This is a genomic window from Streptomyces sp. NPDC057565, assembly GCF_042801455.1.
GTDB classification, from domain to species: domain Bacteria; phylum Actinomycetota; class Actinomycetes; order Streptomycetales; family Streptomycetaceae; genus Streptomyces; species Streptomyces yanii.
The window spans coordinates 107,745-130,501 of sequence record NZ_JBHVFU010000007.1 but is presented as its reverse complement, the minus strand read 5'-3'; the positions used below and the strand labels follow the sequence as shown (position 1 = coordinate 130,501).

General features: G+C 71.4%; 22 protein-coding genes. 13 read left to right on the top strand and 9 right to left on the bottom strand.

The genetic code is table 11. From position 1 onward, the window contains the following. The first annotated feature begins 14 nt into the window (after window positions 1–14). The 5 genes from ACFU8W_RS17115 to ACFU8W_RS17095 all read left to right on the top strand — a co-directional run bounded on the left by ACFU8W_RS17115 (window position 15) and on the right by ACFU8W_RS17095 (window position 6,287). Window positions 15–2,432, top strand: coding sequence for a GTPase-associated protein 1-related protein (locus ACFU8W_RS17115; RefSeq protein ID WP_384037816.1), 2,418 nt, complete (start codon window positions 15–17; stop codon window positions 2,430–2,432). 321 nt (window positions 2,433–2,753) lie between these two features. After that, on the top strand, window positions 2,754–3,521 hold the full coding sequence (locus ACFU8W_RS17110; protein ID WP_384037396.1) for an SDR family NAD(P)-dependent oxidoreductase: 768 nt from the start codon (window positions 2,754–2,756) through the stop codon (window positions 3,519–3,521). A gap of 463 nt (window positions 3,522–3,984) precedes the next feature. Then, the gene (locus tag ACFU8W_RS17105) at window positions 3,985–4,446 is read left to right on the top strand and encodes a hypothetical protein (RefSeq protein WP_384037393.1); all 462 of its coding nucleotides are present in this window, start codon (window positions 3,985–3,987) and stop codon (window positions 4,444–4,446) included. 279 nt (window positions 4,447–4,725) lie between these two features. Then, window positions 4,726–5,133, top strand: coding sequence for a YciI family protein (locus ACFU8W_RS17100; protein WP_384037390.1), 408 nt, complete (start codon window positions 4,726–4,728; stop codon window positions 5,131–5,133). 8 nt (window positions 5,134–5,141) lie between these two features. Further along, complete coding sequence (locus tag ACFU8W_RS17095; RefSeq protein WP_384037813.1) at window positions 5,142–6,287, top strand: RNA polymerase sigma factor; 1,146 nt, start codon at window positions 5,142–5,144, stop codon at window positions 6,285–6,287. Window positions 6,288–6,552: 265 nt separating this feature from the next. Here ACFU8W_RS17095 and msrB read toward each other — a convergent pair whose 3' ends face one another. The 4 genes from msrB to ACFU8W_RS17075 all read right to left on the bottom strand — a co-directional run bounded on the left by msrB (window position 6,553) and on the right by ACFU8W_RS17075 (window position 9,773). After that, a complete protein-coding gene (gene msrB / locus ACFU8W_RS17090; RefSeq protein ID WP_266980215.1) occupies window positions 6,553–6,960 on the bottom strand; it encodes a peptide-methionine (R)-S-oxide reductase MsrB in 408 nt (135 codons plus the stop codon). 10 nt (window positions 6,961–6,970) lie between these two features. Beyond that, the gene (gene murC / locus ACFU8W_RS17085; protein WP_384037386.1) at window positions 6,971–8,365 is read right to left on the bottom strand and encodes a UDP-N-acetylmuramate--L-alanine ligase; all 1,395 of its coding nucleotides are present in this window, start codon (window positions 8,363–8,365) and stop codon (window positions 6,971–6,973) included. A 41-nt stretch (window positions 8,366–8,406) separates the two neighbouring features. Then, window positions 8,407–8,859 (bottom strand): indole-3-glycerol phosphate synthase, encoded by a 453-nt coding sequence (locus ACFU8W_RS17080; RefSeq protein ID WP_384037383.1) that lies wholly within the window; start codon window positions 8,857–8,859, stop codon window positions 8,407–8,409. Between the two features lie 149 nt (window positions 8,860–9,008). Beyond that, window positions 9,009–9,773 carry a pyrimidine reductase family protein gene (locus ACFU8W_RS17075; protein WP_345514062.1) on the bottom strand — a complete coding sequence of 255 codons (765 nt, stop codon included), beginning with the start codon at window positions 9,771–9,773 and terminating at the stop codon, window positions 9,009–9,011. A 36-nt stretch (window positions 9,774–9,809) separates the two neighbouring features. Between ACFU8W_RS17075 and zapE the strand changes: the two genes are divergently transcribed. From zapE to ACFU8W_RS17060, 3 genes are all read left to right on the top strand, one after another. After that, window positions 9,810–10,934, top strand: coding sequence for a cell division protein ZapE (zapE, locus tag ACFU8W_RS17070; protein ID WP_384037379.1), 1,125 nt, complete (start codon window positions 9,810–9,812; stop codon window positions 10,932–10,934). A gap of 40 nt (window positions 10,935–10,974) precedes the next feature. Continuing rightward, window positions 10,975–11,400 carry an OsmC family protein gene (locus tag ACFU8W_RS17065; protein WP_384037376.1) on the top strand — a complete coding sequence of 142 codons (426 nt, stop codon included), beginning with the start codon at window positions 10,975–10,977 and terminating at the stop codon, window positions 11,398–11,400. Window positions 11,401–11,549: 149 nt separating this feature from the next. Then, window positions 11,550–12,929 carry an alkaline phosphatase PhoX gene (locus ACFU8W_RS17060; protein WP_384037373.1) on the top strand — a complete coding sequence of 460 codons (1,380 nt, stop codon included), beginning with the start codon at window positions 11,550–11,552 and terminating at the stop codon, window positions 12,927–12,929. Window positions 12,930–13,399: 470 nt separating this feature from the next. Here ACFU8W_RS17060 and ACFU8W_RS17055 read toward each other — a convergent pair whose 3' ends face one another. Together ACFU8W_RS17055 and ACFU8W_RS17050 are read right to left on the bottom strand one after the other, a co-directional pair. Continuing rightward, the gene (locus ACFU8W_RS17055; RefSeq protein ID WP_376335767.1) at window positions 13,400–13,591 is read right to left on the bottom strand and encodes a hypothetical protein; all 192 of its coding nucleotides are present in this window, start codon (window positions 13,589–13,591) and stop codon (window positions 13,400–13,402) included. A 157-nt stretch (window positions 13,592–13,748) separates the two neighbouring features. Further along, entirely contained in the window at window positions 13,749–14,426 is a 678-nt protein-coding gene (locus ACFU8W_RS17050; protein WP_326792857.1) for an AIM24 family protein, read from the bottom strand. A 72-nt stretch (window positions 14,427–14,498) separates the two neighbouring features. On the opposite strand from ACFU8W_RS17050, the gene ACFU8W_RS17045 reads away from it, so the two are divergent. The 5 genes from ACFU8W_RS17045 to ACFU8W_RS17025 all read left to right on the top strand — a co-directional run bounded on the left by ACFU8W_RS17045 (window position 14,499) and on the right by ACFU8W_RS17025 (window position 19,520). Then, the gene (locus ACFU8W_RS17045; RefSeq protein ID WP_384037369.1) at window positions 14,499–15,248 is read left to right on the top strand and encodes a peptidyl-tRNA hydrolase; all 750 of its coding nucleotides are present in this window, start codon (window positions 14,499–14,501) and stop codon (window positions 15,246–15,248) included. A gap of 144 nt (window positions 15,249–15,392) precedes the next feature. After that, window positions 15,393–16,130: a DUF4142 domain-containing protein gene (locus ACFU8W_RS17040; protein WP_345514504.1), complete on the top strand. Its 738-nt coding sequence runs from the start codon at window positions 15,393–15,395 to the stop codon at window positions 16,128–16,130. A 147-nt stretch (window positions 16,131–16,277) separates the two neighbouring features. Then, a complete protein-coding gene (locus ACFU8W_RS17035) occupies window positions 16,278–17,615 on the top strand; it encodes a DUF692 domain-containing protein (protein WP_384037366.1) in 1,338 nt (445 codons plus the stop codon). 5 nt (window positions 17,616–17,620) lie between these two features. Further along, window positions 17,621–18,649: a TIGR04222 domain-containing membrane protein gene (locus tag ACFU8W_RS17030; RefSeq protein WP_384037363.1), complete on the top strand. Its 1,029-nt coding sequence runs from the start codon at window positions 17,621–17,623 to the stop codon at window positions 18,647–18,649. 85 nt (window positions 18,650–18,734) lie between these two features. Further along, the gene (locus ACFU8W_RS17025) at window positions 18,735–19,520 is read left to right on the top strand and encodes a TIGR04222 domain-containing membrane protein (protein ID WP_384037360.1); all 786 of its coding nucleotides are present in this window, start codon (window positions 18,735–18,737) and stop codon (window positions 19,518–19,520) included. A gap of 82 nt (window positions 19,521–19,602) precedes the next feature. Here ACFU8W_RS17025 and ACFU8W_RS17020 read toward each other — a convergent pair whose 3' ends face one another. The 3 genes from ACFU8W_RS17020 to hemG form a co-directional block, all read right to left on the bottom strand. Continuing rightward, a complete protein-coding gene (locus ACFU8W_RS17020) occupies window positions 19,603–20,004 on the bottom strand; it encodes a VOC family protein (RefSeq protein WP_384037357.1) in 402 nt (133 codons plus the stop codon). A 482-nt stretch (window positions 20,005–20,486) separates the two neighbouring features. After that, window positions 20,487–21,200, bottom strand: a complete 714-nt coding sequence (gene hemQ / locus ACFU8W_RS17015) for a hydrogen peroxide-dependent heme synthase (protein ID WP_345514075.1) — start codon at window positions 21,198–21,200, stop codon at window positions 20,487–20,489. Between the two features lie 4 nt (window positions 21,201–21,204). Beyond that, window positions 21,205–22,692: a protoporphyrinogen oxidase gene (hemG, locus tag ACFU8W_RS17010; protein ID WP_384037354.1), complete on the bottom strand. Its 1,488-nt coding sequence runs from the start codon at window positions 22,690–22,692 to the stop codon at window positions 21,205–21,207. Window positions 22,693–22,757: the final 65 nt, after the last annotated feature.

The window sequence follows — 22,757 nt, the reverse complement described above, 5'->3', positions numbered from 1 at the left end:
AAGAGGGCCGACGCATGAGCCTCGCGCAGTTGCACTACACCTCTGCCTCTGCGGGTGACGACGGGGTCGGCGCACGGTTCACCGCGGTCGGTGGCGGCATACCCACGCCGGTGCTGACCGAGGCGGAGAACCTGCTCGGTTACGAGCCTCCGGCCGAGGCTCCGTATCGTCCGACGAACGCCGAACTCCGTTCCTTTCCCGAGACGTTCAGTTTCAGCGCGCTGTCCGACGGCAGCCATCTGCTCAGCCGCACCGTGGCCCTCGGGGGTTCCGGCGCCGGTCACTTCCACGCGCATGCGGTGCATCTGCCGGCCGGCACGCGCCTGCCGGGCGACGCGCTCCCGATCACGGCGTGGCGGTCGCCGAGCTGGGCATCGACCACGCCGGACGGCGGCACACCGGACCGCATATCCGCCCTGCCCGCCTCCGCCGCCTTCGGGCAGGAGGCGCTCAACGACTTCGCGGTCTCCCGCAGCCCCTGGCTCGCGACGGTCTTCGCCGATCTGCGCCGCGTGAGCGAGAAACCGTCGTCGGCGCAGCTCGTCCTTGTGGAGCGGCAGAGCGCGGACGTGGCCCGGTGGATCGCGCTGGCCGGAGCCGTGCTCCCGCCGGAGCACGCCCAGCGTCTGACGTTCACCACGTACACCCGCCGCCCGGCGCACTCAGCGCACCAGGTCATCGGCGTACTGCCGGACGACGCACACGAGCTGACCGATCCCGGCTATCGCGTACACACGTGCGCCGGTCACGCTCCTGAGAGTCCGGTGGACGACGCCTGGGCGGAGACCGTCGCCCGGGTCTGGCGCAGCCGCGCACCGGAACTGTTCCGGGCAGCGGCCGCGCTGCCGGGCGAACCCTTCGCCGCCGGCCCACTCGCCTTCACCGCACTGCACGCGGGCATCACGCTCGGTCCCAACGGGCGGTCCGCAGCGGCTGATTGGGCCGCCCAGCGACCGTACGCGCTGGACGAACAGCAGATGCACCGGCTGACCACCGCGCTCACGGCGCCGGCCGACGACCGTACCGCCTCCGAATCGGCGTCCGTGGCCGGGCTGCTGGCAGCGCTCGAAGGACGTGCCCCTGCCACCACCACGGCACCGCTCGCCGCACTGCTGGTGACGGAGGCGGTACGGCGCAACGACGCCGCCCTGGCACTCCCGCCGCGCTCGGCGTTCGCCGACCCCGCCGCGGTGAAGGAGCTGGTCGACGTGCTCGGCCCGGACCTGCTCGCCGAGCTGACCTCGGAAGCGACGGAATCCACGGGTGGAGCGACCATCGGACGCCACGTGCAGTTGCTCCGGATCGCCCGGCTGCTCGACATGGATCTCACGGACCAACTCCCCTCGGTTGCACGGCACATGGCACAGACCTTGCTCGCAGCTCCGGCGCCGGCCGGCGCACCGGCGCTGCTCGACCTCCTGGACGAACAGTTCGACGTCCGCACGGCGCTCCTCGGCGAACTCGATCAACTTGCCCTGGGCGCGCCCTCCGCCGTCGAGGACCTCCTCACTCGCGTCGCCCTCCCATTCACCGGCGCGCAGGCACTGCCACATCTGCGGATGTGCGCCGAAGCGCCCCGCGCGAAGGAGCAGAGCTCCGACCGCATCATGGCGCTGCACACGGTGCTGCGCGCCGCCGGGTTCTCGCCGTTCGCGGAGCCGCTGGTCCTGCGCACCGCCGTCGGGCTGATCTGGGGCGACGCCACCCCGACGGCGGGCGAGGCACGGCTCCTGCTCGGCGAGTCCGGCTCGGACTCGCACCGGACGGCCGGTACGTGGTCCCAGCTCGTCGATGCGGCACTCCACGCGCCCTCCGACGACGAGGAGGCGGCGGAACTCGCCCACGATCTGCTGCGCTGCTTCCCTCAGGAGATCGGCGCACGGGTCCGCGGCGCTCTTCAGCTACTGGAGTTCGCCCGCGACGTCAGGTCCGGTGAGTCGGCGCCCGGCTGGCCCGACCGTGCCAGGGCTCTGCGCGCCCGCGCCGAACCGGTGGAGCCCACTGTGCTGGAGCACGCCTACGGCGCCCTTGCCCACAGCCTGCTCGCGCAGGACCGGCCCGACGCGGAGCTGTACGCGTTCGTGCACAGCGACGACGCGGACCTGATCGCCGCCTACGGCCGGGCAGCCCGCCGCGGCGACATTCTGGCCCGGCTGCGCTCCGACCCGGCATACGTGGCCGACTGTTTCACTGTCTGGAGCGCCCACCCGCACGCGGGCCGGGCCTGGAACGAGACCCGGGCCGCACTGCTGGATGAGGTACTGCGTCCGGTGGTGCGAGGGCTCTCCGGCAGCGAGGTGACGGCAGTGGAGAAGGCTGTCGAGTACGCGGGGAGCAGCCGCACGGCGGAGGCATTCAGAGCCTGGAACAGGCCGGGCACGTTCGGCAGGCGGCTGGGAAACCGGCTGGCGGCACGGGTGCGGCGGTCCTAGTACTCCAGCAGCACACTGCTGCCTGACCATCAGCACAGCCCGTTCGCCTGCGAGTTGACCCACCGGCCGGGCGGCCGCGCACACGTACCCGCCCCACCCCCGCGGACGAGCAACGACGCGCCACAGATCACGCACTGCAGCTGCCGTGTCAGTGCGAGCGCTTCCAGCGCCACACGCCCAGGGCCGCGGCGAGACGCCGGCCTGCCGATCACGATAAGGGAGCTTCCCATGATGGTGGGCCGTCCGGCGTGGCACGGCCGATCGTGAAGGCCCGGGCCAATTCGGTTGGCAGCAGCGCTCCCATGTCGTGAACTTGAGCCCATGACACACACAACTCAGGTACGAGGTACAGCCATTGTCACTGGCGCAGCACGCGGCATCGGTGCCGCGGTGGCCCGGCAGCTGGCCCGCGACGGCCTGGCGGTCGGTGTGATCGACCTGGACGAGGCGGACTGCGCGGGCACCGTGCAGGCCATCAAGGACGACGGCGGGTCCGCGACGGCGGTCGCCGCCGACATCGCGGACGAAGCGGCGGTGACCGCCGCCGTCGCCCGGGTCGCCACCGAGCTGGGTCCGCCGACCGTGCTGGTCAACAACGCGGGCGTCGGCCCCCGTGCCGACCTCGTGGAGATGACCACGGAGCAGTGGGACACGGTCCTGGGGATCAATCTGCGCGGCCCGTTCCTCGTCACCCGGGCTGTCGCCCCGCACATGATCGCGGCCGGGTGGGGGCGGATCGTCACCATGTCGAGCATCTCCGCGGTCGGTGACGCCGCCCGTGTCGACTACGGCAGCGCGAAGGCGGGTCTGCTCGGCTTCACCAAGTCGCTCGCCCTGCAGCTCGGCCGGCACGGCATCACCGCCAACGCGATCGCCCCGGGCTTCGTGGTGAGCGACATGACCAGGACCTCGGCCCGTCGGCTGGGCCTCGGCTTCGAGGAGTTCCAGCGCAACGCGGCGCAGTCCATTCCGGTCGGCAGAGTGGGTCAGCCGGAGGACATCGCCCATACGGCGTCCTACCTCGTGAGTCCCGGGGCGGGGTTCGTCTCCGGCCAGGTCATCTATGTGGCGGGCGGGCCGGTGGACTGAGCTTGTTGTTTCCCCTCCGGAGTTCTGTGACGTCGAACCCGGGCCGTCTGCCATCGAAGTGGGGACCGGCTGAGATGTTGTCGGGGTGTTCATGCTTCTGTGCGCAGCCAGGTGTTGCCTGCGCGGAGCCAGAGGAAACCGTCACGGCCTTGGCCGCAGCGCAGGACGACTCGACCGGGCGCCCGGAGCCGACGGCGGCTGGTTACTGCCGGCGGCGATCCAACGCAGCTCGCTCCTGGGGCAGGCCACCGGGGCCGAGAAGGTGGAGGCCCCTGCGGACCCGGCTTCAGCCTTGGTTCACGAGCCCTGGTTCAGGAGCCCTGGTTCACGCCTTCGGGCGGCGTCCGCCCCCGGCCGGGCAGGTGGCACGGGCCGCCCGGGACGCCGGGTACCGTGGAACCTGCCGATCTCGTGGACCTCCTTGCGGGCTGCGTGACCCCCCGTAGGAACAGATGAGGAACCGATGACGACGAACCGCGGACGCAAAGACGTCATCCGCGACCGGATGGCCGCCACCGGCGAGTCGTACAACGTCGCCGCCCGCAATCTGAAGGCGATGAAGGACATGGGCGCCACCCGTGACGCCGTCCTCACGCAGCGCTGGCGCCCGGCGGACTCACTCGACGTGCCGTGCCCCTGCGGCGGGACCTGCGAGCCCGGCGAGACGTGCGACCGCTGCCATGCCCGGCACCGGCACGTGGCCCGCTACCCCGGCAGCGTCACGGATGTGGAGACCTGGGCCGACCGGTACAACTGCATGGGGTGCTCGTCCTCGTACACACTGACCGTCGTCCTGCGCGGCCGCCCCTGGGGTGTCGCCGAGACGGTGGTCCAGGGCGGGGCGGCCGAGCCGGTGGTCAGGGCACGGGTGTTTCCCGGCGTCGCCCACCCGCTGCTGCGCCCCGAGACCCCCGAGGACGACTGACCGGCGGCGGGCGGACCCGCTCCCGCAGCCGTACCCCGCCTGTTCGGAGGGGTCAGCCCTCGTCCAGGACCAGGCGCGGAGAAATCGAGTCGATGCGGTACCGCTGCTCGGTCGGGGCCCGTGGGACGGGGTGAACGCGGCTCGCCGACTCGCAGCACCAAGGGCTGTCCCGTACGAGAGCCAAAAAAATCGGACGGCGATGTCGAGAACCCGTGACCGGCTCCGTCCCCGCGGTGAGCGTGACCACAATGGGTCGCACCGGCACCGAGGAGAAACACCATGGCCAAGTACTTGCTGCTCAAGCACTACCGAGGCGCCCCGACTGCGGTCAACGACGTGCCCATGGACCAGTGGACACCGGAGGAGATCTCGGCGCATGTGCAGTACATGAACGACTTCGCGGCCCGGCTCGAGAAGACCGGCGAGTTCGTCGACAGTCAGGCGCTCGCCCCCGGGGGGACGTTCGTCCGGTACGACGGTGAGGGGCGCCCGCCGGTCACCGACGGGCCGTTCGCCGAGACCAAGGACGTCATCGCCGGCTGGATGGTGATCGATGTCGACAGCTACGAGCGTGCCGTTGAGCTGGCCGGGGAGCTGTCGGCCGCCCCGGGTGCGGGCGGCAAGCCGATCCACGAGTGGCTGGAGCTGCGCCCGTTCCTGGGCGTGCACCCCACCGTCACGGAGTGACCTCCGAGGTGAACGAGGCCCTGCTGAGAAGCCTCACGCCGAGCGTGCTCGGGATCCTCGTCCGCCGCGGAGCCGACTTCGCGGCGGCCGAGGACGCCGTGCAGGACGCGCTGGTCGAGGCGGTCCGCGTCTGGCCGGTCGCTCCGCCGCGGGACCCAAAGGGCTGGCTGGTCACCGTGGCCTGGCGCCGGTTCCTCGACGCGACCCGGGCGGACGCCGCCCGCCGCCGGCGTGAGGACCTCGTCGACGAGGAGCCGGCGCCCGGGCCCGCGCCCGCGGCGGACGACACGCTCCAGCTCTACTTCCTGTGCGCCCACCCGTCACTGACGCCGTCGTCCGCGGTCGCGCTCACACTGCGCGCCGTCGGCGGACTGACCACCCGCCAGATCGCCCAGGCCTACCTGGTGCCCGAGGCGACCATGGCGCAGCGCATCAGCCGTGCCAAGCGCACCGTCTCCGGCGTGCGGTTCGACCGGCCCGGCAACGTCGCCACCGTGCTGCGCGTCCTCTACCTGGTCTTCAACGAGGGCTACTCCGGCGACGTCGACCTCGCCGCCGAGTCCATCCGGCTCACCCGGCAGCTCGCGGCCGCGATCGACCACCCCGAGGTGGCGGGGCTGCTCGCCCTCATGCTGCTCCACCACGCCCGGCGCGCCACCCGGACCGCGCCCGACGGCAGCCTGGTGCCGCTCGCCGAGCAGGACCGCGGCCGGTGGGACACCGAATCGATCGCCGAGGGCGTCGACATCCTGCAGGCGGCCCTCGCCCGCGACCGGCTGGGCGAGTTCCAGGCCCAGGCCGCCATCGCGGCGCTCCACGCCGACGCGCCCACCGCCGAGGAGACCGACTGGGTGCAGATCGTCGAGTGGTACGACGAGCTCGCGCGCCTGACCGACAGCCCGGTCGTCCGGCTCAACCGCGCAGTGGCCGTCGGCGAGGCCGACGGACCGCGCGCCGGGCTGGCGGCGCTCGCGGCGCTGGACGACTCACTGCCCCGCCACGCCGCAGTGGCGGCGTACCTCCACGAGCGCGACGGCGACCTGGCGACGGCGGCACGGCTGTACGCCGAGGCGGCCCACAAGGCACCCAACCTCGCCGAGCGCGATTACCTGACGCGCCAGGCCGCCCGGCTCAACGCCCGCCGGGCTCGCTGACGGGTCACGCTCGTCACGCTCGGATTTTCCCGCGGCCACGTGGCCGGAGCGGTCGCCTCACAGTGAGTAGCCAGGTCGAGACCGGTCGCTACCCGGCCGGTCTTCGTGGGCCCCGCGACGTCCGGCACGGCACCTCGCCGCGTTGTCCTCAGTCGCCCATGCGCGCCCCGTACGAGGACGCTCCTCCACCCTGCGATGCACCGCACCGGACGCCGCAGGCCGCTCCACGAAGATCGACCGGACAGGACGCGGGTCTCCGGGTCCCCTAGCCCTCGTCCGGTGCCAGGCGCAGCGAGATCGAGTTGATGCAGTACCGCTGGTCGGTCGGCGTGGGGTAGCCCTCGCCCTCGAAGACATGGCCCAGGTGCGAGCCGCAGCGGGCGCAGCGGACCTCGGTGCGGACCATGCCGTGGCTGCGGTCCTGGATCAGTTCGACCGCGTCGGTGTCCTTCGGGTCGTAGAAGGACGGCCAGCCGCAGTGCGACTCGAACTTCGTGTCCGAGCGGAACAGCTCGGCGCCACAGGCCCGGCAGGAGTAGACGCCGGCCGTCTTGGTGTCGGTGTACTCACCGACGAAAGCCGGTTCGGTGCCGGCCTGGCGCAGGACCGCGTACTCGGCGGGCGTCAGCTCCGCGCGCCATTCCTCGTCCGGCTTCTCGATGTCGTACGACACGGTGGCTCCCTCAGCTCGACAGGTGGTCCAGGATCTGCGGGCCGAGGTCTGTGACGTCGCCCGCCCCCATGGTGAGAACCAGGTCCCCGGGCTTCGCCATTCCCGCGATGACCTCGGGGACCGCCGCCTTGTCGTGGACGGCGGTGACATCGGCGCCGGCCGCCTTCGCCGCGTCGATGATCAGGGCGCTGGTGATGCCCGGGATCGGGTCCTCGCGGGCCGGGTAGATGTCCAGGACCACGGAGGCGTCGGCGAGGGCGAGGGCCTGGCCCATCTCCGTACCGAGCTCCTGGGTGCGGGAGAAGAGGTGGGGCTGGAAGACGACCAGGAGGCGCGAGTCGGCGGCGGCGCCGCGCATCGCTTCGAGGTCGGCGGTCATCTCGGTCGGGTGGTGTGCGTACGAGTCGATGACCTGGACTCCCGCCGCCTCGCCCTTGAGCTGGAGGCGGCGCTTGACGCCGGTGTACGTGCCGAGGGCGGAGGCCAGGTTGTGGGCCGGGATGCCCAGCGCGACACCGGCGACGAGAGCGGCGACCGCGTTGAGGGCGTAGTGGCGGCCGGGGACGGACACCGTGAAGGTGAGGTACCTGCCGTTCAGGACGACCGTGACTTCGCTGGTCAGACCGCGCGGAGTGACCTTGTGGACCCGTACGTCGGCCGTCTCGGACTCGCCGTACGTGACGATGTTGAGCGACGCCAGGTCGCGTACCCGCCGCGTCAGCTCGACCGCGCCGGACTGGTCGGCGGAGACGACCAGGGTGCCGCCGGGGACGATCTTCCCGACGAACGTCTCGAAGGAGTCGTAGATCTCCTCCATCGAGGCGTAATTCGCGTGGTGGTCCAGCTCGGCGTTGAGGACGATCGCGACCTCGGGGTCGTACTTCTGGAAGCTGCGGTCGCTCTCGTCGGCCTCGGCGACGAAGATGTCGCCCTCACCGTGCCTGGCGTTCGTGCCGGGGCCCGCGAGGTCGCCCCCGATGGCGTACGACGGGTCGAGGCCCAGCTCGGACAGGGCGACGGCCAGCATCGACGTGGTGGTCGTCTTGCCGTGGGTACCCGCGACGGCGATCGCGCGCAGGCCCCGCATCAGCGAGGCGAGCGCGTCGGAGCGGTGCACGACGGGGATCGACAGCTCGGCGGCGCGCACCAGCTCCGGGTTGTCGGCGCGGATGGCGCTGGAGACGATCACGCAGGACGCGTCGTCCGCCAGATGGGCGGCGGCGTGCCCGATGTGGACGGTCGCCCCCAGCGCCCGCAGTGCCTCCGCCGTGCCGGACTCCTTGGCGTCGCTGCCCGCGACCTTCGCGCCGCGCCGGGCGAGGATCTGTGCGATGCCCGACATCCCGGCGCCGCCGATGCCGATGAAGTGCGGCCGTTCCATGGCGGCAGGAATACCGGGTGCCATACGTGTGTCTCCCCAGAAGTCGTTGTGAGTGGCCCCCCAGCCTATTCGCTGTGCGCGAAGAGCTTGAGCACCGGTACGCCGACCTTGTGCCGGGCTCGGGAGGCCCAGTCGCGGTGGAAGAACTCCTCCACGTAGTGCGGGGCGGTCAGCACGATGACCTCGTCCGCCCCCGCCTCGTCGACGACGGACTTCAGCTTGTCCAGGGGGCGGTCCTCGACCACCTGTCCGACGGCCTCCGAGCCCGCCTGACGCAGGGCGGCGAGCGATACCTCGAGTGCCAGTTCGGCGGGTTGCCTGGCGTCCTTGCCCTCCGGCTCCTCGAGCTCGCGGGCGGCTTCCTTCAGCTCGCCGATCGCCACGTCGTCGATGGCGCGCAGCAGTACGTCGGCCTGGTCTCCGCGTGGCTGCATCAGTACGACGAACGAGGTCTCTTCCTCCCCGTGCAGGGTGGTGACGAACTCGACGTCCTCGGAAGTAAGGGGCTTCTCGATCATCAAAACGCTGGTGAACACCTCGGGCGCCCTTCTGCCTCATCGACCCTCGACGGCCGTTGCTGAAACCATCCTTCCCCGTGCTCGCACGGGGTCTGCGTGAGTAATTGTGCCCACCGGAAGCTAACCGGAACGGGAAATTCCGCCGATGGTCAGATCCGACGGTACCGAGTGAAGAGGAACCCGGCCTCTTCCAGTATCGAAGCGAGGACGAATCGTTCCGGTACCGCCACCGAGGGGCCGCCCGTGATCCGCTGGGCGTCCCCGGCGGTCAGCATGGGCGAGAGGGTGAGACAGAGCTCGTCCAGCACCCCGGCGGCCACGAACTGACCGAGCAGCCGGGGCCCGCCCTCCGCCAGCTGCCGCCTCAGCCCACGGTCCGCGAGCTCCCGCACGACCCGGGTGGGGTCCACCCGGGCCCCCTCCCCCGCGATCACCACCTCGGCGCCCGCGCTCCGGGCCGCCGCGACCCGGTCCGGCGGCGCACCGGCCCCGGTGACCACGAGGGTCGGAACGAGCGGCGAGACGAAGAGCGGGAGCGAGAAATCCAGGTCCAGGCTCCCGCTGACGACGGCGATCGCCGGAGCGGGTCCCTGCCCGGCCGCCGCCCGCCGCGCGGCGAAGGCGTCCCGGGCCCTGGCGGGCCGGTACCCCTCCATCCGTACGGTCTCCGCACCCACCACGACCACATCGGCCAGCGCGCGCAGCGTGCCGAAGATCCGCATGTCCGTGTCGGACGAGATCGGCTGCGAGCGTCCGTCGTGCTGCGCGGCGCCGTCGAGTGTGGAGACCATGTTGGCGCGCAGCCAGGAGCCTTCACCTGCTGGGTACGCATAGGCGTCGGCGAGCTCGTCCAGACTCCACTCCCCTCCTTCGGCAGCCGGTGTCGGGTCGGTCACAGGGAAGAGGCGTCGCATCCGTGCAGTCTCGCATGGCGCTTAAGCTTGAGAGCTGTGTCGTCATCCACCGCCGTGCCGGGGCAGAGCCCCATAGCCGAAACGGCCCCGCTGTCCCTGTGCGCCCTTGAGCCGCACGTCCCCGCCGACCGCCTGGTCGCCGAGATGGTGCCGCCGCCGCGCTTCGACTCGGTGCGCTTCGACACGTACATCCCCGATCCCGACCAGCCCAGCCAGACCGACGCGGTGAAGGTTCTCGACGAGTTCGCGCACGGGCTCGGCGGGGCCCACGCGACGGGTGCGGGCAAGAAGGGGAGCGCGCGAAGCGGATCCTCGGAGGGGTGGTGGCGGTTCGGCAGGAAGGCGGCACCGGCCTCCGGTCCGCGCGGTGTCTATCTCGACGGCGGGTACGGCGTCGGCAAGACGCATCTCCTCGCCTCGCTCTGGCACGCCACACCCGCCGCTCCTTCGCTGAAGGCGTTCGGCACCTTCGTCGAGCTGACCAACCTGGTGGGCGCGCTGGGCTTCCAGCAGACCGTACAGACGCTCAGCGGGCACCGGCTCCTGTGCATCGACGAGTTCGAGCTCGACGACCCGGGTGACACCGTTCTCGTGTCGTCGCTGCTCAGCAGGCTGGTCGAGGCGGGGGTCGCACTCGCCGCCACCTCCAACACGCTGCCCGGCAAGCTCGGCGAGGGGCGCTTCGCCGCAGCCGACTTCCTGCGGGAGATCCAGGGGCTGTCCTCGCACTTCCGGCCGCTGCGGATCGACGGCGAGGACTACCGGCACCGCGGACTGCCCGAGGCACCGGCGCCGTACTCCGACGAGCAGGTCACGAGGGCCGCGTACGCCACCGAGGGCGCCAGCCTGGACGACTTCCCGTCGCTGCTCGACCATCTCGCCCGCGTCCATCCGAGCCGGTACGGCGCGCTGACGGACGGCATCCGCGCGGTCTGCCTCACCGACGTGCAGCCGGTGCCGGACCAGTCGACGGCACTGCGGCTCGTGGTGCTCGCCGACCGGCTGTACGACCGGGAGATACCGGTGCTCGCCTCCGGACTCCCGTTCGACCGTCTGTTCAGCGACGAGATGCTGAACGGGGGGTACCGGAAGAAGTACTTCCGGGCGATCTCCCGCCTGACGGCGCTGGCGCGCGACGCAAAGGGACTGGTGGCGCAGTAGGTTCGGGTGCGGTAACTCCACCCATCCGAAGGGATCCAGCATGGCAACCACGCGTCAGGCACACACGGTCTGGGAAGGCAACCTCATCGAGGGCGAGGGCGTTGTCACCTTCGACTCCTCCGGCATCGGGGACTACGCGGTGTCGTGGCCGTCGCGCGCGGAGAAGGCGAACGGCAAGACCAGCCCGGAGGAGCTCATCGCGGCGGCGCACTCCAGCTGCTTCTCGATGGCCCTGTCCAACGGTCTGACCACGGCCGGCAACGCGCCGACCCGGCTGAACACCCAGGCCGAGGTCACTTTCCAGCCCGGCACCGGCATCACCGGCATCCACCTCACCGTGCAGGGCGAGGTGCCCGGTCTCGACGAGGCGGGCTTCATCAAGGCCGCCGAGGACGCCAAGACGAACTGCCCGGTCAGCCAGGCCCTCACGGGCACGACGATCACGCTGACCGCGTCGCTCGTCTGACCGCACGGGCGGCCCCGCAGGTGATCCCACGGGCCCCTGCGGACCCGTGACACACACGAGGCTCAGTGACCCGCGTGGTTCCCGCGCGACGAAACGCGTGGTACACACATGCGGGTCACTTCTCCTGTCCGCCAGCAGGGAGTTGCCTCATGTCATCAACCGCATCTCGACGACTCGCAACACGACGCCAGGTCCTGGCCGGCAGCGGTGCGACCGCTGTCTCGATCGCCTTCGCCGGGGCCTTCTCCGAACTCTTCGCGGGCACCGCGGCCGCCCGTGGCCACAGCGGCTACGGTCCACTGGTCCCCGACCCCGACGGTCTGCTCGATCTGCCGCAGGGGTTCCGCTACCGGGTTCTGTCCCGGGAGGGCGACCAGCTCCGCTCCGGCGAGGGCCGGGTCCCCAGCAACCACGACGGAATGGCGGCGTTCACCGGCCACCGAGGCCGCGTCCATCTCGTCCGCAACCACGAGAACCGGGCCACCGCGAAGATCCCGGTCCCGACCGTCGACGGCCTCACCTACGACCCGATGGGCAAGGGCGGCTGCACGGCGCTGGAGCTCGACAGCCGGGGCGCGGTCCTCGGTGAACGCGTGGCCATCGCCGGCACGGCGGTGAACTGCGCGGGCGGCCGGACCCCGTGGAACACCTGGCTGACCTGCGAGGAGACCGAGGACCGGGCCGGCACCAACGGCTACACCAAGGACCACGGCTTCATCTTCGAAGTGGACGGCGCCGACCCGCGCCGCACCGGAGCCGTGCCGCTCACCGCGATGGGCCGCTTCCAGCACGAGGCGATCGCGATCGATCCGAACAACGGGATCGTGTACGAGACGGAGGATGCCTTCGACAAGCCGTTCGGACTCTTCTACCGCTTCCTTCCGGAGAAACCGCTGGGCGGCACCGGCTCACTGCGGGCCGGCGGCGAACTGCAGGCCATGCGGGTGCCCGGTGTCCCCGACCTCTCCGTCATCCAGGAGACCGGTGCGACCTTCGACCGGATCGAGTGGGTCCCCGTACCGGATCCGCAGGCCGCCACAACGGCGATCCGGTTCCAGGACTTCGGCCCGAAGGGCATCACGCACGCCCAGAAGCTGGAGGGCTGCTACTGGGGCGGCTCGTCGGTCTACTTCGTCTCCAGCTTTGCGCAGAGTGCGGCAGGATCGGCGGCCGACCACTTCGGGCAGGTGTGGCGGTACGAGCCGAAGCGGCGCCGCCTCACGCTGGTGGTCGTCTTCGGTCCGGGTACGGACGTGCAGTTGCCCGGTGAGTCCCCCGACAACATCTGTCTGACGTCCGACGGCGGGCTGATGGTGTGCGAGGACGGCAACGGCGCCCAGCATGTGTTCGGCGTGACGCGGCACGGCGAGGTGTACGCGATGGCGCGCGGCCGGCAGAACATCGGAACCGCGGAGGATCCGGAGTGGGGCGAGTTCGCCGGGGTCACGTTCGCGCCGGACGGCGGGACGATGTTCGTGAACTGCTACAAACCGGGGACGACGTTCGCGGTGACGGGCCCTTGGCGCTGACGCGTTGAGCGATACGGGGGCGGTGCGGTCCGCCGCCCCCGTACCGACCGGGCCCCGGCCGCGGTGCGCAAGTGCGGCCGCTCGGCCGCGGTGACCTGGTACTTCCGTGCCACCTCCGGGTCGACGACGACGCCGGTCACCGCCAGGCCACTGCGTCCCGGCAGAGATCCTCGACGGTGACCGTGAGGGTGCCGCCGGCGCCGATGACGGTCTCGCCCGGCCGATCGGGATGCGCCCCCGCGGCGCGTGGGTCAGAGGCAGGACGTGGCCTCGGTCCTGGCGGGGCCGGTCCCGCACGACGTCCACGACCGGTGAGGTCCCAGAACCACTCGATGTCGCAGCCGCCCACGGTGATCACCACGCCGGAGGACTTCACCGCTTCGGTGGTGAGGACCGCGGGGTCCCGGCGCAGATGTCGATGCCGGCCTCGGCCACGCGGCGACGGCGGCCGGGTTCAAGAGGAGCTCAAGTCAGCCGGAGCAGGCCGTGCGCTGTGCCTCCTGCCATTCGCAGACCGGGCAGAGCGTGATGCCCTTGACCGACTCCGGGTACTCGGTCGGCTTCCGGCACAGCACGCATTCGGCGTACGGAGGACCGGAATCCACCGGCACGGGCCTCGTGTCGGGTGTCTCGCAGTACGGCTCGTCCAGGCGCTCGTCCATACCCAGGAGCCTACTCATCCGCGCAGTGAAGTGAGCCTGCGGACGACCGCCGCCACCGCGCAGGCCGCGACCGGGGTGCACGCGGACAGCTGGAGGTCGACCCCGCGCAGCACCCATGGTCCGCCGCGACCGTACCGTCGGCCCACTCCTGTCGGGTTCAGTTGGCCGACGCCTTCTCGGGCTTGAGCTCGCTGGGCCGGACGATCACGAACCCCTCGCCCTGCAGCATCAGTTGGACCGCCTCGCCGGAACCACCGCGGATCATCGAGCCGATGCTCTGCGAGCGGTGCAGCGAGGTGCTGAGCTGGGCGCTCCAGCCGACGACCGCGTCCGTGTCGACATACACCGGCTGCTGGGCCGTGACGGGGATCACGATCGGGTGGCCCTCGCAGATCAGGCCGAGCTTGCCGTAACCGCTGAAAACGCTGTTGAAGAGCCCGCCACCGGCTATCCCGGCGCCCTTCACCGTCTTGATCTCGTACGCGAGGGTGGGGTCGAAACAGAGGACGTTGCGGCCGTTGACGGTGAGGACGTCGCCCTGCTCCATGTCCACGATGAAGCAGTTGGCGGCCTCGTGCGCGAACCACGCCTCGCCCTGCCCGCGGACCGCCATCAGCGGCAGCCCCTCACCGGTGACGGCGCGCTTCAGCATGCCGCCGAGGCCCTGACCCTTGCGCTCGAACTGGAGATTGCCCCGGAAGGCGATCATCGATCCCTGGCGGGCGTGCATCTCGCCGTTGACGGCGTACTTGATGGATTTGGCGTTCTGCAGGGTCATCCCAGGGGCGGTTGCCGGCTGGACCATGTTCTCGCTGGAAAAGAGATCGCTCTTCATGCGGTGCATCCTCACCCGGACCGTTTCATTCCGCCAAGGAGCCGGGCCCGGGCGACTGGCAGACTGGGACGAGTGAGCAGCAACGACATTTCCGCACCCCAGTCCCCGTCCGGCGCCCCGGCCCCCTCGGACTCCCCGTTCCACTCCGAGCCGACCAGTCGCGACGAGGCACCGCAGTACGTGCTTCCGCTGGTGGTGCACATCGAGAAGACCGACCCCCCGGCCCGCACCGACGCGCTGCGGACCGCCGCCCGCGCCGTCCTCGTGATGCTCTCCGACGAGCGGTCGGTCGGCGAGGGCGAGTGGGCGCAGGTGATGCGCGACTGGCAGGACGCCCGGATCCGCAAGGTCGTGCGGCGGGCGCGCGGCGCGGAGTGGCGCAAGGCGTCCGCGCTGCCCGGCATCACGGTCACGGGCGAGAGCGCCGAGGTGCGGGTGTTCCCGCCGGTTCCGCTGGACGGCTGGCCGAAGGAGCTGGCGAAGCTCCAGGTGTCGGGGACGGACCTGGACGACCCCGAGCCGCCCGCCGCACCCGACCCGTCCGGCCCGGTGCTCTGGCTGAACCCGGATCTCGACATGTCCGCGGGCAAGGAGATGGCGCAGGCCGGGCACGGCGCACAGCTCGCCTGGTGGGAGCTGTCGGATACGGAGCGCAAGGAGTGGCGGGAGGCGGGCTTCCCGCTCTCCGTCGCCACCCCGGACGCCACCCTCTGGGCGGAACTCACCATGAGCGGACTGCCGGTGGTACGTGACGCCGGGTTCACGGAGATCGCCCCGGGATCCTGCACGGTGGTCGCCGACCATCCGGCACTGCGCCGCTGAACACTTCGGTGCGCCGATACGTATCTCCCGATACTGCCGTCACCGGCACTACTGACCAGTATCTTGAACGACCAGTCAGCCGCCGGTCGTTGGAACCGGACGGTTGATTCGACGCCGTCACGCCTCGGCCCGGGAGATACCTTGTTGCGACGCATCAACGGAACTGCCGTCATCATCGCGGCACTTGTCGCCACGCTCGGCGCGCTCGCCTTCCCCGTCTGGTCCTACGCCGACCGTTCCGGCACCGGTCAGGCCAATCTCAACGCATCGTCCGTCGCGACGCAGTGGGGACCGCTCTCCGCGACCGACCGGGACTTCCTCGTGAAGGTGCGCCTGGCCGGCCTGTGGGAACTGCCCGCCGGGCAGCAGGCCATCCAGCGCGCGCCGAGCGAGGCGGTCAAGGCCGCCGGGGATCATCTGGTGGTCGGGCACACGGATCTGGACCGCCGGGCCCGGGACGTGGCCGCCAAGCTCGGGGTGGAGCTGCCGAACCAGCCGAACGAACAGCAGCAGGGATGGCTGCGCGAGCTGACGGCGGCGAGCGGCGAGGACTACGAGCGGAAGTTCGCCAATCTGCTGCGGGCCGCACACGGCAGGGTCTTCGCGCTGATCGCCCAGGTCCGGAACACCACGCGCAATTCGCTGATCCGTCAGCTGGCCACCGACGCCAACCAGACCGTGCTCGACCACATCACCATGCTGGAGGGCACCGGCTTCGTCGACTTCGACGCGATCGCCCGCGAAGCGGCGGGCGCGGCGACGGCCAGCCCGACCGGGCCCCCCGCGCCGTCCGGGGGCAGGGTGCTGCCGCTGCCGGTGCCCGCGGAGCCGACCGGGGACCAGTCCTTCACCTCGCGTCCGTCCACGATGCCGATGCCCTGAGCGGGACCGCGCCGGTCGGCGTACCGGTCCACACGCCGGTCCCGCTGTGTCCGGAACCTCAAATCATGCTCTGAACGTCCCCCTCTTCGGATTGCGCGCTGCCCGTCGGGGCCATCACCCCTGCACGCAATGGAGGAGGGGGACACCATGGAGCTGGGAATCGGCATCGGCTGGCGGCCGGAGATCGCGGATGCGGTGGAGGCACTGCCGGGGATCGACTGGGTGGAAGCGGTCGCGGAGAACCTCTGCACCGACCATCTGCCCGACTCCCTGGTACGGCTCCGCGCCCGCGGCGTGACCGTGGTCCCGCACGGCGTCTCGCTGGGCCTCGGCGGGGCCGACCGCCCCGACCCCGGCCGGCTCGCGGACCTTGCCGCGCGGGCCACGCTGCTGGGCACACCGCTGGTCACGGAGCACATCGCCTTCGTACGGGCCGGGGGAACACGCACCGCGTCGCCGGGGCTCGAAGCGGGCCACCTGCTGCCCGTGCCGCGGACCTGGGACGCGCTGGACGTCCTGTGCGAGAACGTCCGGATCGCGCAGGACTCGCTGCCGGTGCCCCTGGCGCTGGAGAACATCGCGGCGCTGATCGCCTGGCCGGGCGAGGAGCTGACCGAGGGCCAGTTCCTGGCGGAGCTGGTCGCACGCACCGGGGTCCGGCTGCTGATCGACGTGGCCAACCTGCACACCAACCACGTCAACCGCGGCGAGGATCCCGCGAGGGCACTCGACGAGCTGCCGGTGGAGGCGATCGCGTACGTGCATGTGGCGGGCGGCATCGAGAGGGACGGCGTCTGGCACGACACGCACGCCCACCCGGTGACCCGGCCCGTCCTCGACGTGCTCGCCGAACTCCGCTCGCGGGTCGACCCGCCGGGCGTACTGCTGGAGCGCGACGCCGACTTCCCGCCCGCGCAGGAGCTGGAGGGCGAACTGACGGCGATCCGCGCCACGTTGGACGCGGCAGTGAGGAAGGGGCCCGGACAGGAACAGGGAGCCGGGACGTCCGGAGACGGTGTCGCCCGGATCGGGACCGCCGGGCACCCCACCACTTCGTCCCCCGCACCCGCGACCGATGCCGCCCGCGACCGCGCCGCCGTCGCCCAGACCGCGCTGCTCTCCGCCCTCGTCGCCGGCACCCCCGCCCCCGAGGGCTTCGACCACCGCCGCCTCGGTGTCCAGAGCCGCGCGCTGGCCGCCAAGCGGGCCGATGTCGTCGCCAAGGTGGCGCCCGAGCTGCCCGAAATCCTCGGGGCCGGCTACCGGCGCGCCTTTCTCGCGTACGCCAGGACCCGCCCCATGGCCGCCGGATACCGGCGCGACGCAATGGACTTCGCCGAGCAGCTGCTGATCGCCGGGCGCCCCACCGACGACGCCGCCCGGCGCCGGCTGACCACCTGGTGGCAGGACCGCGCGGCCGCCAGGCCGCCCCGCCGCACGACCCGGCTGGTACGGGCCGCCCGCGCCGCGCTCGTCGGGAGGTGACCGGAATGAACATCGTCGCTCTGCTGGTGACGCTGGCCGTCGCGGTCTCCTCGACCCTCCTGATCGTGGGTATCTCGAACGCCCGGCGCGGCCCCGGTGGCCTCGCCCACGACCTCTACGAAGTGGCATTCCTGAACGGCGGGCCCGGCAGGGTCGTGGACACCGCACTCGCCGCCATGCAGACGGACGGGCGTCTGGCGGTCGGCGGGCCCGGCATCGTCTCCGTCCGGCGGCCGGCCGCCCATGACCCGGTGGAGCGAGCCGTTCTCCAGGAACACGCCGCCGCTCCCAGCGGTGCGCTGCACACCCTGCGGGATGCGGTGATGCGGCACCCGGCGGTGCAGGAGATCGGTGACGGACTCGCGGCCCGTGGACTGCTGGCCGCACCGGAGACCACCGTGAAGTGGCGCCGCTGGGGCCTGTTCCAGGGGCTGGGCTGCCTACTGGCCATCCCGGTCTCCTTCGCGGTGACGGTGTCACAGTTCATGGCGGAGTCCGACGGGCTCGACTTCTCCCTTCCCTTCATCGTCAAGGTGTTCCCCGCCCTGTTCGTCGGCTTTCCGATCGGGCTGATCTGCGCGGGCGTCGCCCGCGCCCGGATCACCAAGGCGGGACGGCGCGCCGCCGAGCAGTACCGCGCCGCTCATGCCTACAGCGCCGAACCCGCCCACCTCGTGGCGAATCTGGGGCTGCGCGCACTGCCCGATCCCGTACTGCGGGCGCAGTTGGCGGCGGCCGCACGGATGCGGACGGTCGGCGGGATGCGGCCGATGTCGCCCTCTCACTCCTCCTCCGGCAGCAACGACCACGTCGTCGCGACGGTGTGGTGCGCCGGTTCGGTCGGTTCCGGCTCCGGCTGCGGGAGCTCCAGCGGTTCGCCGGGCGGGGGCAGCAGTTGCGGAGGAGGCAGCGGGTGCGGCGGCAGTTCCGGATCCAGTTGCGGCGGGTCGGGCGGCTCCGGTTGTTCCGGCAGCAGTTGTTCAAGCAGCAGTGGATCCAGCTGCGGGGGGTCGAGCTGCAGCAGCAGTTCCTGACACCGGCACCTCGCAACGCGGTTCCGAATTCCGAATATTGAACAGGCCATGGCGCTCCCCCGCCCACCTCGCATAGAACTCGGACATGCTCTGGGTTCTGTTGCTGCTGGTCGCATCGGGTGCGGCGGCTCTCTCCTGCCTCCGGCTCTGCCTCGCCGCCGCAGCCGTCGACCGGGCCCGGGACCCCGGTGATGTCGAACTGACCCTGTACGAGACGGCGTTCCTGGCCGGTGGCCCGCATCGGGTCGCCGATCTCGCGCTCGTCACCATGCATCTGCGCAGGCGCCTGCTCCTCGCCCACACCGGGTGGGCGACGGTCGTCGACCCGGAGGGCCGGGACGAGGTCGAACGGACGGTGATCCGTGCCATCGGGCCGGCGGGGCAGTCGCTGATCCCTCCGATACGTGCGGCCACCGCCGCAGCCGATACCGTGCGCGCCCTCGCCGACCGGCTCGTCGCCGCGGGTCTGGCCCTGCCGGGCGGCGAACGGACGGACCTCGCATCGGCGGTACGCACGGTGCGCGGCGCGGCGCTGCTGGAGGTCGCGATGGCCGGTGCGGCGCTGCTGCTGCCCGGTCAGGAGCAAGGTCACGGCGGCCCGTCGACGACCGAGTGGGTCTGGTTCGGACTGCCGCTCGTCCTGACGCTCGGCTGCCTGGTCATCGCCCGGTGGGAGATCCATCCGTGGGACTCCTGGGCCTCTCCCACGGGACAGCGGCTGCTGGACTCGTACGCCGCCCCGGCGGGCGGCGCGGACCGTGACGTGCTGGCGGCGGTCGCCGTACGAGGGGTCGGCGCCGTCGACGATCCGGCTCTGCGGGCCGCGCTCACGGGCGACGGCCGCACAGCACACCGGGACCCTCACCTCTGACGCGAACACCCCGGCCGGTGAGGTGGCCCGCCGGGGCCGCGGACAGCACCTCGCGCTCGATGTCCGCCGGTACCTCCCCCGGTCACTCGGCGATTTCCCAGATGTGGCCGCCGGGGTCGCGGAAGCTGGCGGTCCGTATGCCCCAGGGACGGTCCATCGGTCCGTTGAGCAGCGTCACACCACGCGTGGCCAACTCCTCGCACATCGCGTCCACGTCATCCACGGTGAGGGTGAGCTGGAGTCGGGATCCGGCGTCGGCCGCCGCGACGCGCGCGGGCTCGATCAGCTCGTGCGCGGCAGGGGCCCTCAGCAGGTTGATGAGGGTGTTCCCGAAGCCGAATACGGCCGAGTCGTCGTCCTCGTAGGTCACCGGCAGCCCGAAGACCTCCCGGTAGAAACGTTTCGTGGCGTCCAGGTCCTCGACGAACAGGGTGATCGCGCTGATGCCCCCGGGCCACGCTGTATCGCTTTTCTTGTCGGTCACAGTCACTGAGGATCTCCGAATGGCCGATGCCGTGTACAGGGGGCGGATCCGAAGTCTTCCCGCGAGGACCTGCGGTGGCGCCGGTCACACGGCAGCTCTGTTTCGTCCGGACCGGGGCGGGCCAGGCCGGCCGGGGGGACAGAGGCGATGACAGGACCGGACACGCCACGGTTCGGCACACAGGCGATCCGTGGCTCATCTCGTCTTCGGCAGCAAGGATCCGGCCGACGCGTACGAGCGGGCCCAGGGCGGCACGGACCGTCGTGCCCCCGCGGGAACATGCGAACGGCCCACGCGGAGGTGGGCCGGGGACCTGCGGGGAAGGGCGGTGCGCTTCCCCGCAGGTCTCGGGAACGCCGCAGGCCGGAGCCCTCGGCGAACCCGAAGCCGAACCCGGTGTCGCTGGAGCGGCAGGCAGCGCACAGCCGTGCGCCGGCGCCCGCCGTCTGATCTTCCGGGTTGGGGTGGTCGGAGCCCGCTCGCTACGCGAGCCCGGCCACCAGGTCTGCGACGGACTTCCTGCGGCCCGTGTAGAAGGGAACCTCCTCGCGGACGTGCATCCGCGCCTCGGAGGCCCGCAGATGACGCATGAGGTCGACGATACGGTGCAGCTCGTCGGCCTCGAAGGCGAGGATCCACTCGTAGTCGCCGAGCGAGAACGAGGCCACGGTGTTGGCGCGGACGTCGGGGTAGCCGCGGGCCATCTTGCCGTGGTCCGCGAGCATGCGGCGGCGGTCCTCGTCGGGCAGCAGGTACCAGTCGTAGCTGCGCACGAAGGGGTACACGCTGATGTAGTTGCGCGGCGTCTCGTCGGCGAGGAACGCCGGGATGTGCGACTTGTTGAACTCGGCGGGGCGGTGCAGCGCCATGTTCGACCAGACCGGCTCCAGCGCCAGGCCCAGCTTGGTGCGCCGGAAGAGGTTGTACGCCTCCTGCAGCTCGTCCGCCGTCTCCGCGTGCCACCAGATCATGACATCGGCGTCGGCACGCAGGCCGGACAGGTCGTAGGTGCCACGGACGGTGATGTCCTTGGCCGCGAGCTGGTCGAACAGCTCCTGGACCTCGTCGGCGTAACCGGCACGGTCGACGGGCAGCACATCGCGCAGCTTGAAGACGGACCACAGCGTGTAGCGGATGACCTCGTTGAGGTCCTTGGCCTTCTTACCGGCGTTCGGAATCTTCTCAGACGCACTCATACGGCTATTGTCCCGCCTCGCTCCGTGTGCCCTGAACCAGGGTCCCAGTGGCAAGGATCTCTCCCGCGGTCCCGCCTGTGATGTCCGCGACGATCTCGTCCGCGGCCCGGTGGGCGCCGGCGATGCAGGCGGGGATGCCGACCCCGTCGTACACCGCTCCGCAGACCCGCAGGCCCGGCAGCTTGGCGACCTCGTCGCGGATCCGGGCGACCCTGGTCAGATGGCCGACGGGATACTGGGGCAGGCCGCCGATCCACCGGGTGACCTCGGTGTCCACCGGCTTCGCGCCGAGTCCGGTGGCTTCGGCGAGGTCACGCAGCGAGACGTCGACGAGTTCGGTGTCCTCGCGGTGGAGATGGTCCTCCTCACCGTACCGGCCGACCGAGGTGCGCAGGATGAACAGGTCGGGGGCGGCGTCGGCGACCCACTGCCACTTGTGGGTGGAGAAGGTGGAGGCCTTGATCGTACGGCCGTCGACGGGCGGCACCAGGAAGCCGGAGCGCCCGTCGAGGGCGCCCGTGACCGCCACGTCGGAGCGCCGGAACGCCAGGGTGACCAGCGCCATCGACGCGTACTCGACGCCCGCGAGCTCGGCGGAGGCGGCCGGGGACTCGGCGGCCAGCAGCGTCGACGCGGACCAGGCGGGGGCGGCGAGCACGATGCCGTCGGCGGCGATCACCCGGGTGTCGGTGCGGACGTCCCAGCCGTCGGCGGTACGGGTCAGGCCCAGGACGGGCGTGGCGGTGAGGATCTCGCCGCCTCCGGCGCGCACGGCGTCGGCAACCGCGCCCGGCAGGGTGCCGACGCCGCCGTCGATGCCCTGGAAGACCGGGCCGGTCTGCTGCCGGGCTGCGGCCTGCTGCTGGATGCGCTGCACGCCGTCGAGCAGCGAGCCGCCCTCCTGGACCACCTCGAAGAGCTGCGGCACGGCGGCGCGCATCGAGATCCGGTAGGCGTCGCCCGCGTAGACGCCGCCGAGCAGGGGCTCCACGAGCCGGTCGACGACCTCGCGGCCCAGCCGGTCGGCGACATACGCGCCGACCGCGACATCGTCGCCGACCGCGGTCGGCGTGAGGTCCCGTTCCTGCGCGATGCGGGCGAGGCCCTCCGGGGAGATCACCCCACTGAGTACTGCGGGGTCGCCGGGGACACCCATCACATGTCCCTTGGGCATCGGCCGCAGATCGCCCCGCGTCCAGACCGACGCGGTGGCGGTGGCGGGAGGCTGAAGCCGGTCGCCGAGCCCGACGGCGCGCGCCAGGTCGACCGCCTCGGGGCGTCTGGCCAGCATCGACTCCGCACCCAGATCGACCTGGGTGCCGGCGATCTCACCGGTCATGAGCTTGCCGCCCAGCCGGTCGGTCGCCTCCAGGAGTGTGACCCGCAGTCCTGCGCCGATGAGCCGGTGGGCGGCCGCGAGTCCGGCGATGCCGCCGCCGATGACGACGACATGACCCGTACCTGTGTCCACGCGGTGTGTTGAACGCTGCATGCCTCCACTCTCTCAAACCTCTTCCGAGTCCTGACCGTGACCGCTTCGAAACCGGTAAAGGGCAA

Bases quoted from the DNA above. Each gene is read 5' to 3' on its own strand.
- ACFU8W_RS17115 (WP_384037816.1), top strand. From the start codon at position 15: ATGAGCCTCGCGCAGTTGCACTACACCTCTGCCTCTGCGGGTGACGAC.
- ACFU8W_RS17110 (WP_384037396.1), top strand. From the start codon at position 2,754: ATGACACACACAACTCAGGTACGAGGTACAGCCATTGTCACTGGCGCA.
- ACFU8W_RS17105 (WP_384037393.1), top strand. From the start codon at position 3,985: ATGACGACGAACCGCGGACGCAAAGACGTCATCCGCGACCGGATGGCC.
- ACFU8W_RS17100 (WP_384037390.1), top strand. From the start codon at position 4,726: ATGGCCAAGTACTTGCTGCTCAAGCACTACCGAGGCGCCCCGACTGCG.
- murC (WP_384037386.1), bottom strand. From the start codon at position 8,365: ATGGCACCCGGTATTCCTGCCGCCATGGAACGGCCGCACTTCATCGGC.
- ACFU8W_RS17080 (WP_384037383.1), bottom strand. From the start codon at position 8,859: ATGATCGAGAAGCCCCTTACTTCCGAGGACGTCGAGTTCGTCACCACC.
- ACFU8W_RS17075 (WP_345514062.1), bottom strand. From the start codon at position 9,773: ATGCGACGCCTCTTCCCTGTGACCGACCCGACACCGGCTGCCGAAGGA.
- ACFU8W_RS17065 (WP_384037376.1), top strand. From the start codon at position 10,975: ATGGCAACCACGCGTCAGGCACACACGGTCTGGGAAGGCAACCTCATC.
- ACFU8W_RS17060 (WP_384037373.1), top strand. From the start codon at position 11,550: ATGTCATCAACCGCATCTCGACGACTCGCAACACGACGCCAGGTCCTG.
- ACFU8W_RS17055 (WP_376335767.1), bottom strand. From the start codon at position 13,591: ATGGACGAGCGCCTGGACGAGCCGTACTGCGAGACACCCGACACGAGG.
- ACFU8W_RS17050 (WP_326792857.1), bottom strand. From the start codon at position 14,426: ATGAAGAGCGATCTCTTTTCCAGCGAGAACATGGTCCAGCCGGCAACC.
- ACFU8W_RS17035 (WP_384037366.1), top strand. From the start codon at position 16,278: ATGGAGCTGGGAATCGGCATCGGCTGGCGGCCGGAGATCGCGGATGCG.
- ACFU8W_RS17030 (WP_384037363.1), top strand. From the start codon at position 17,621: ATGAACATCGTCGCTCTGCTGGTGACGCTGGCCGTCGCGGTCTCCTCG.
- ACFU8W_RS17025 (WP_384037360.1), top strand. From the start codon at position 18,735: ATGCTCTGGGTTCTGTTGCTGCTGGTCGCATCGGGTGCGGCGGCTCTC.
- hemQ (WP_345514075.1), bottom strand. From the start codon at position 21,200: ATGAGTGCGTCTGAGAAGATTCCGAACGCCGGTAAGAAGGCCAAGGAC.
- hemG (WP_384037354.1), bottom strand. From the start codon at position 22,692: ATGCAGCGTTCAACACACCGCGTGGACACAGGTACGGGTCATGTCGTC.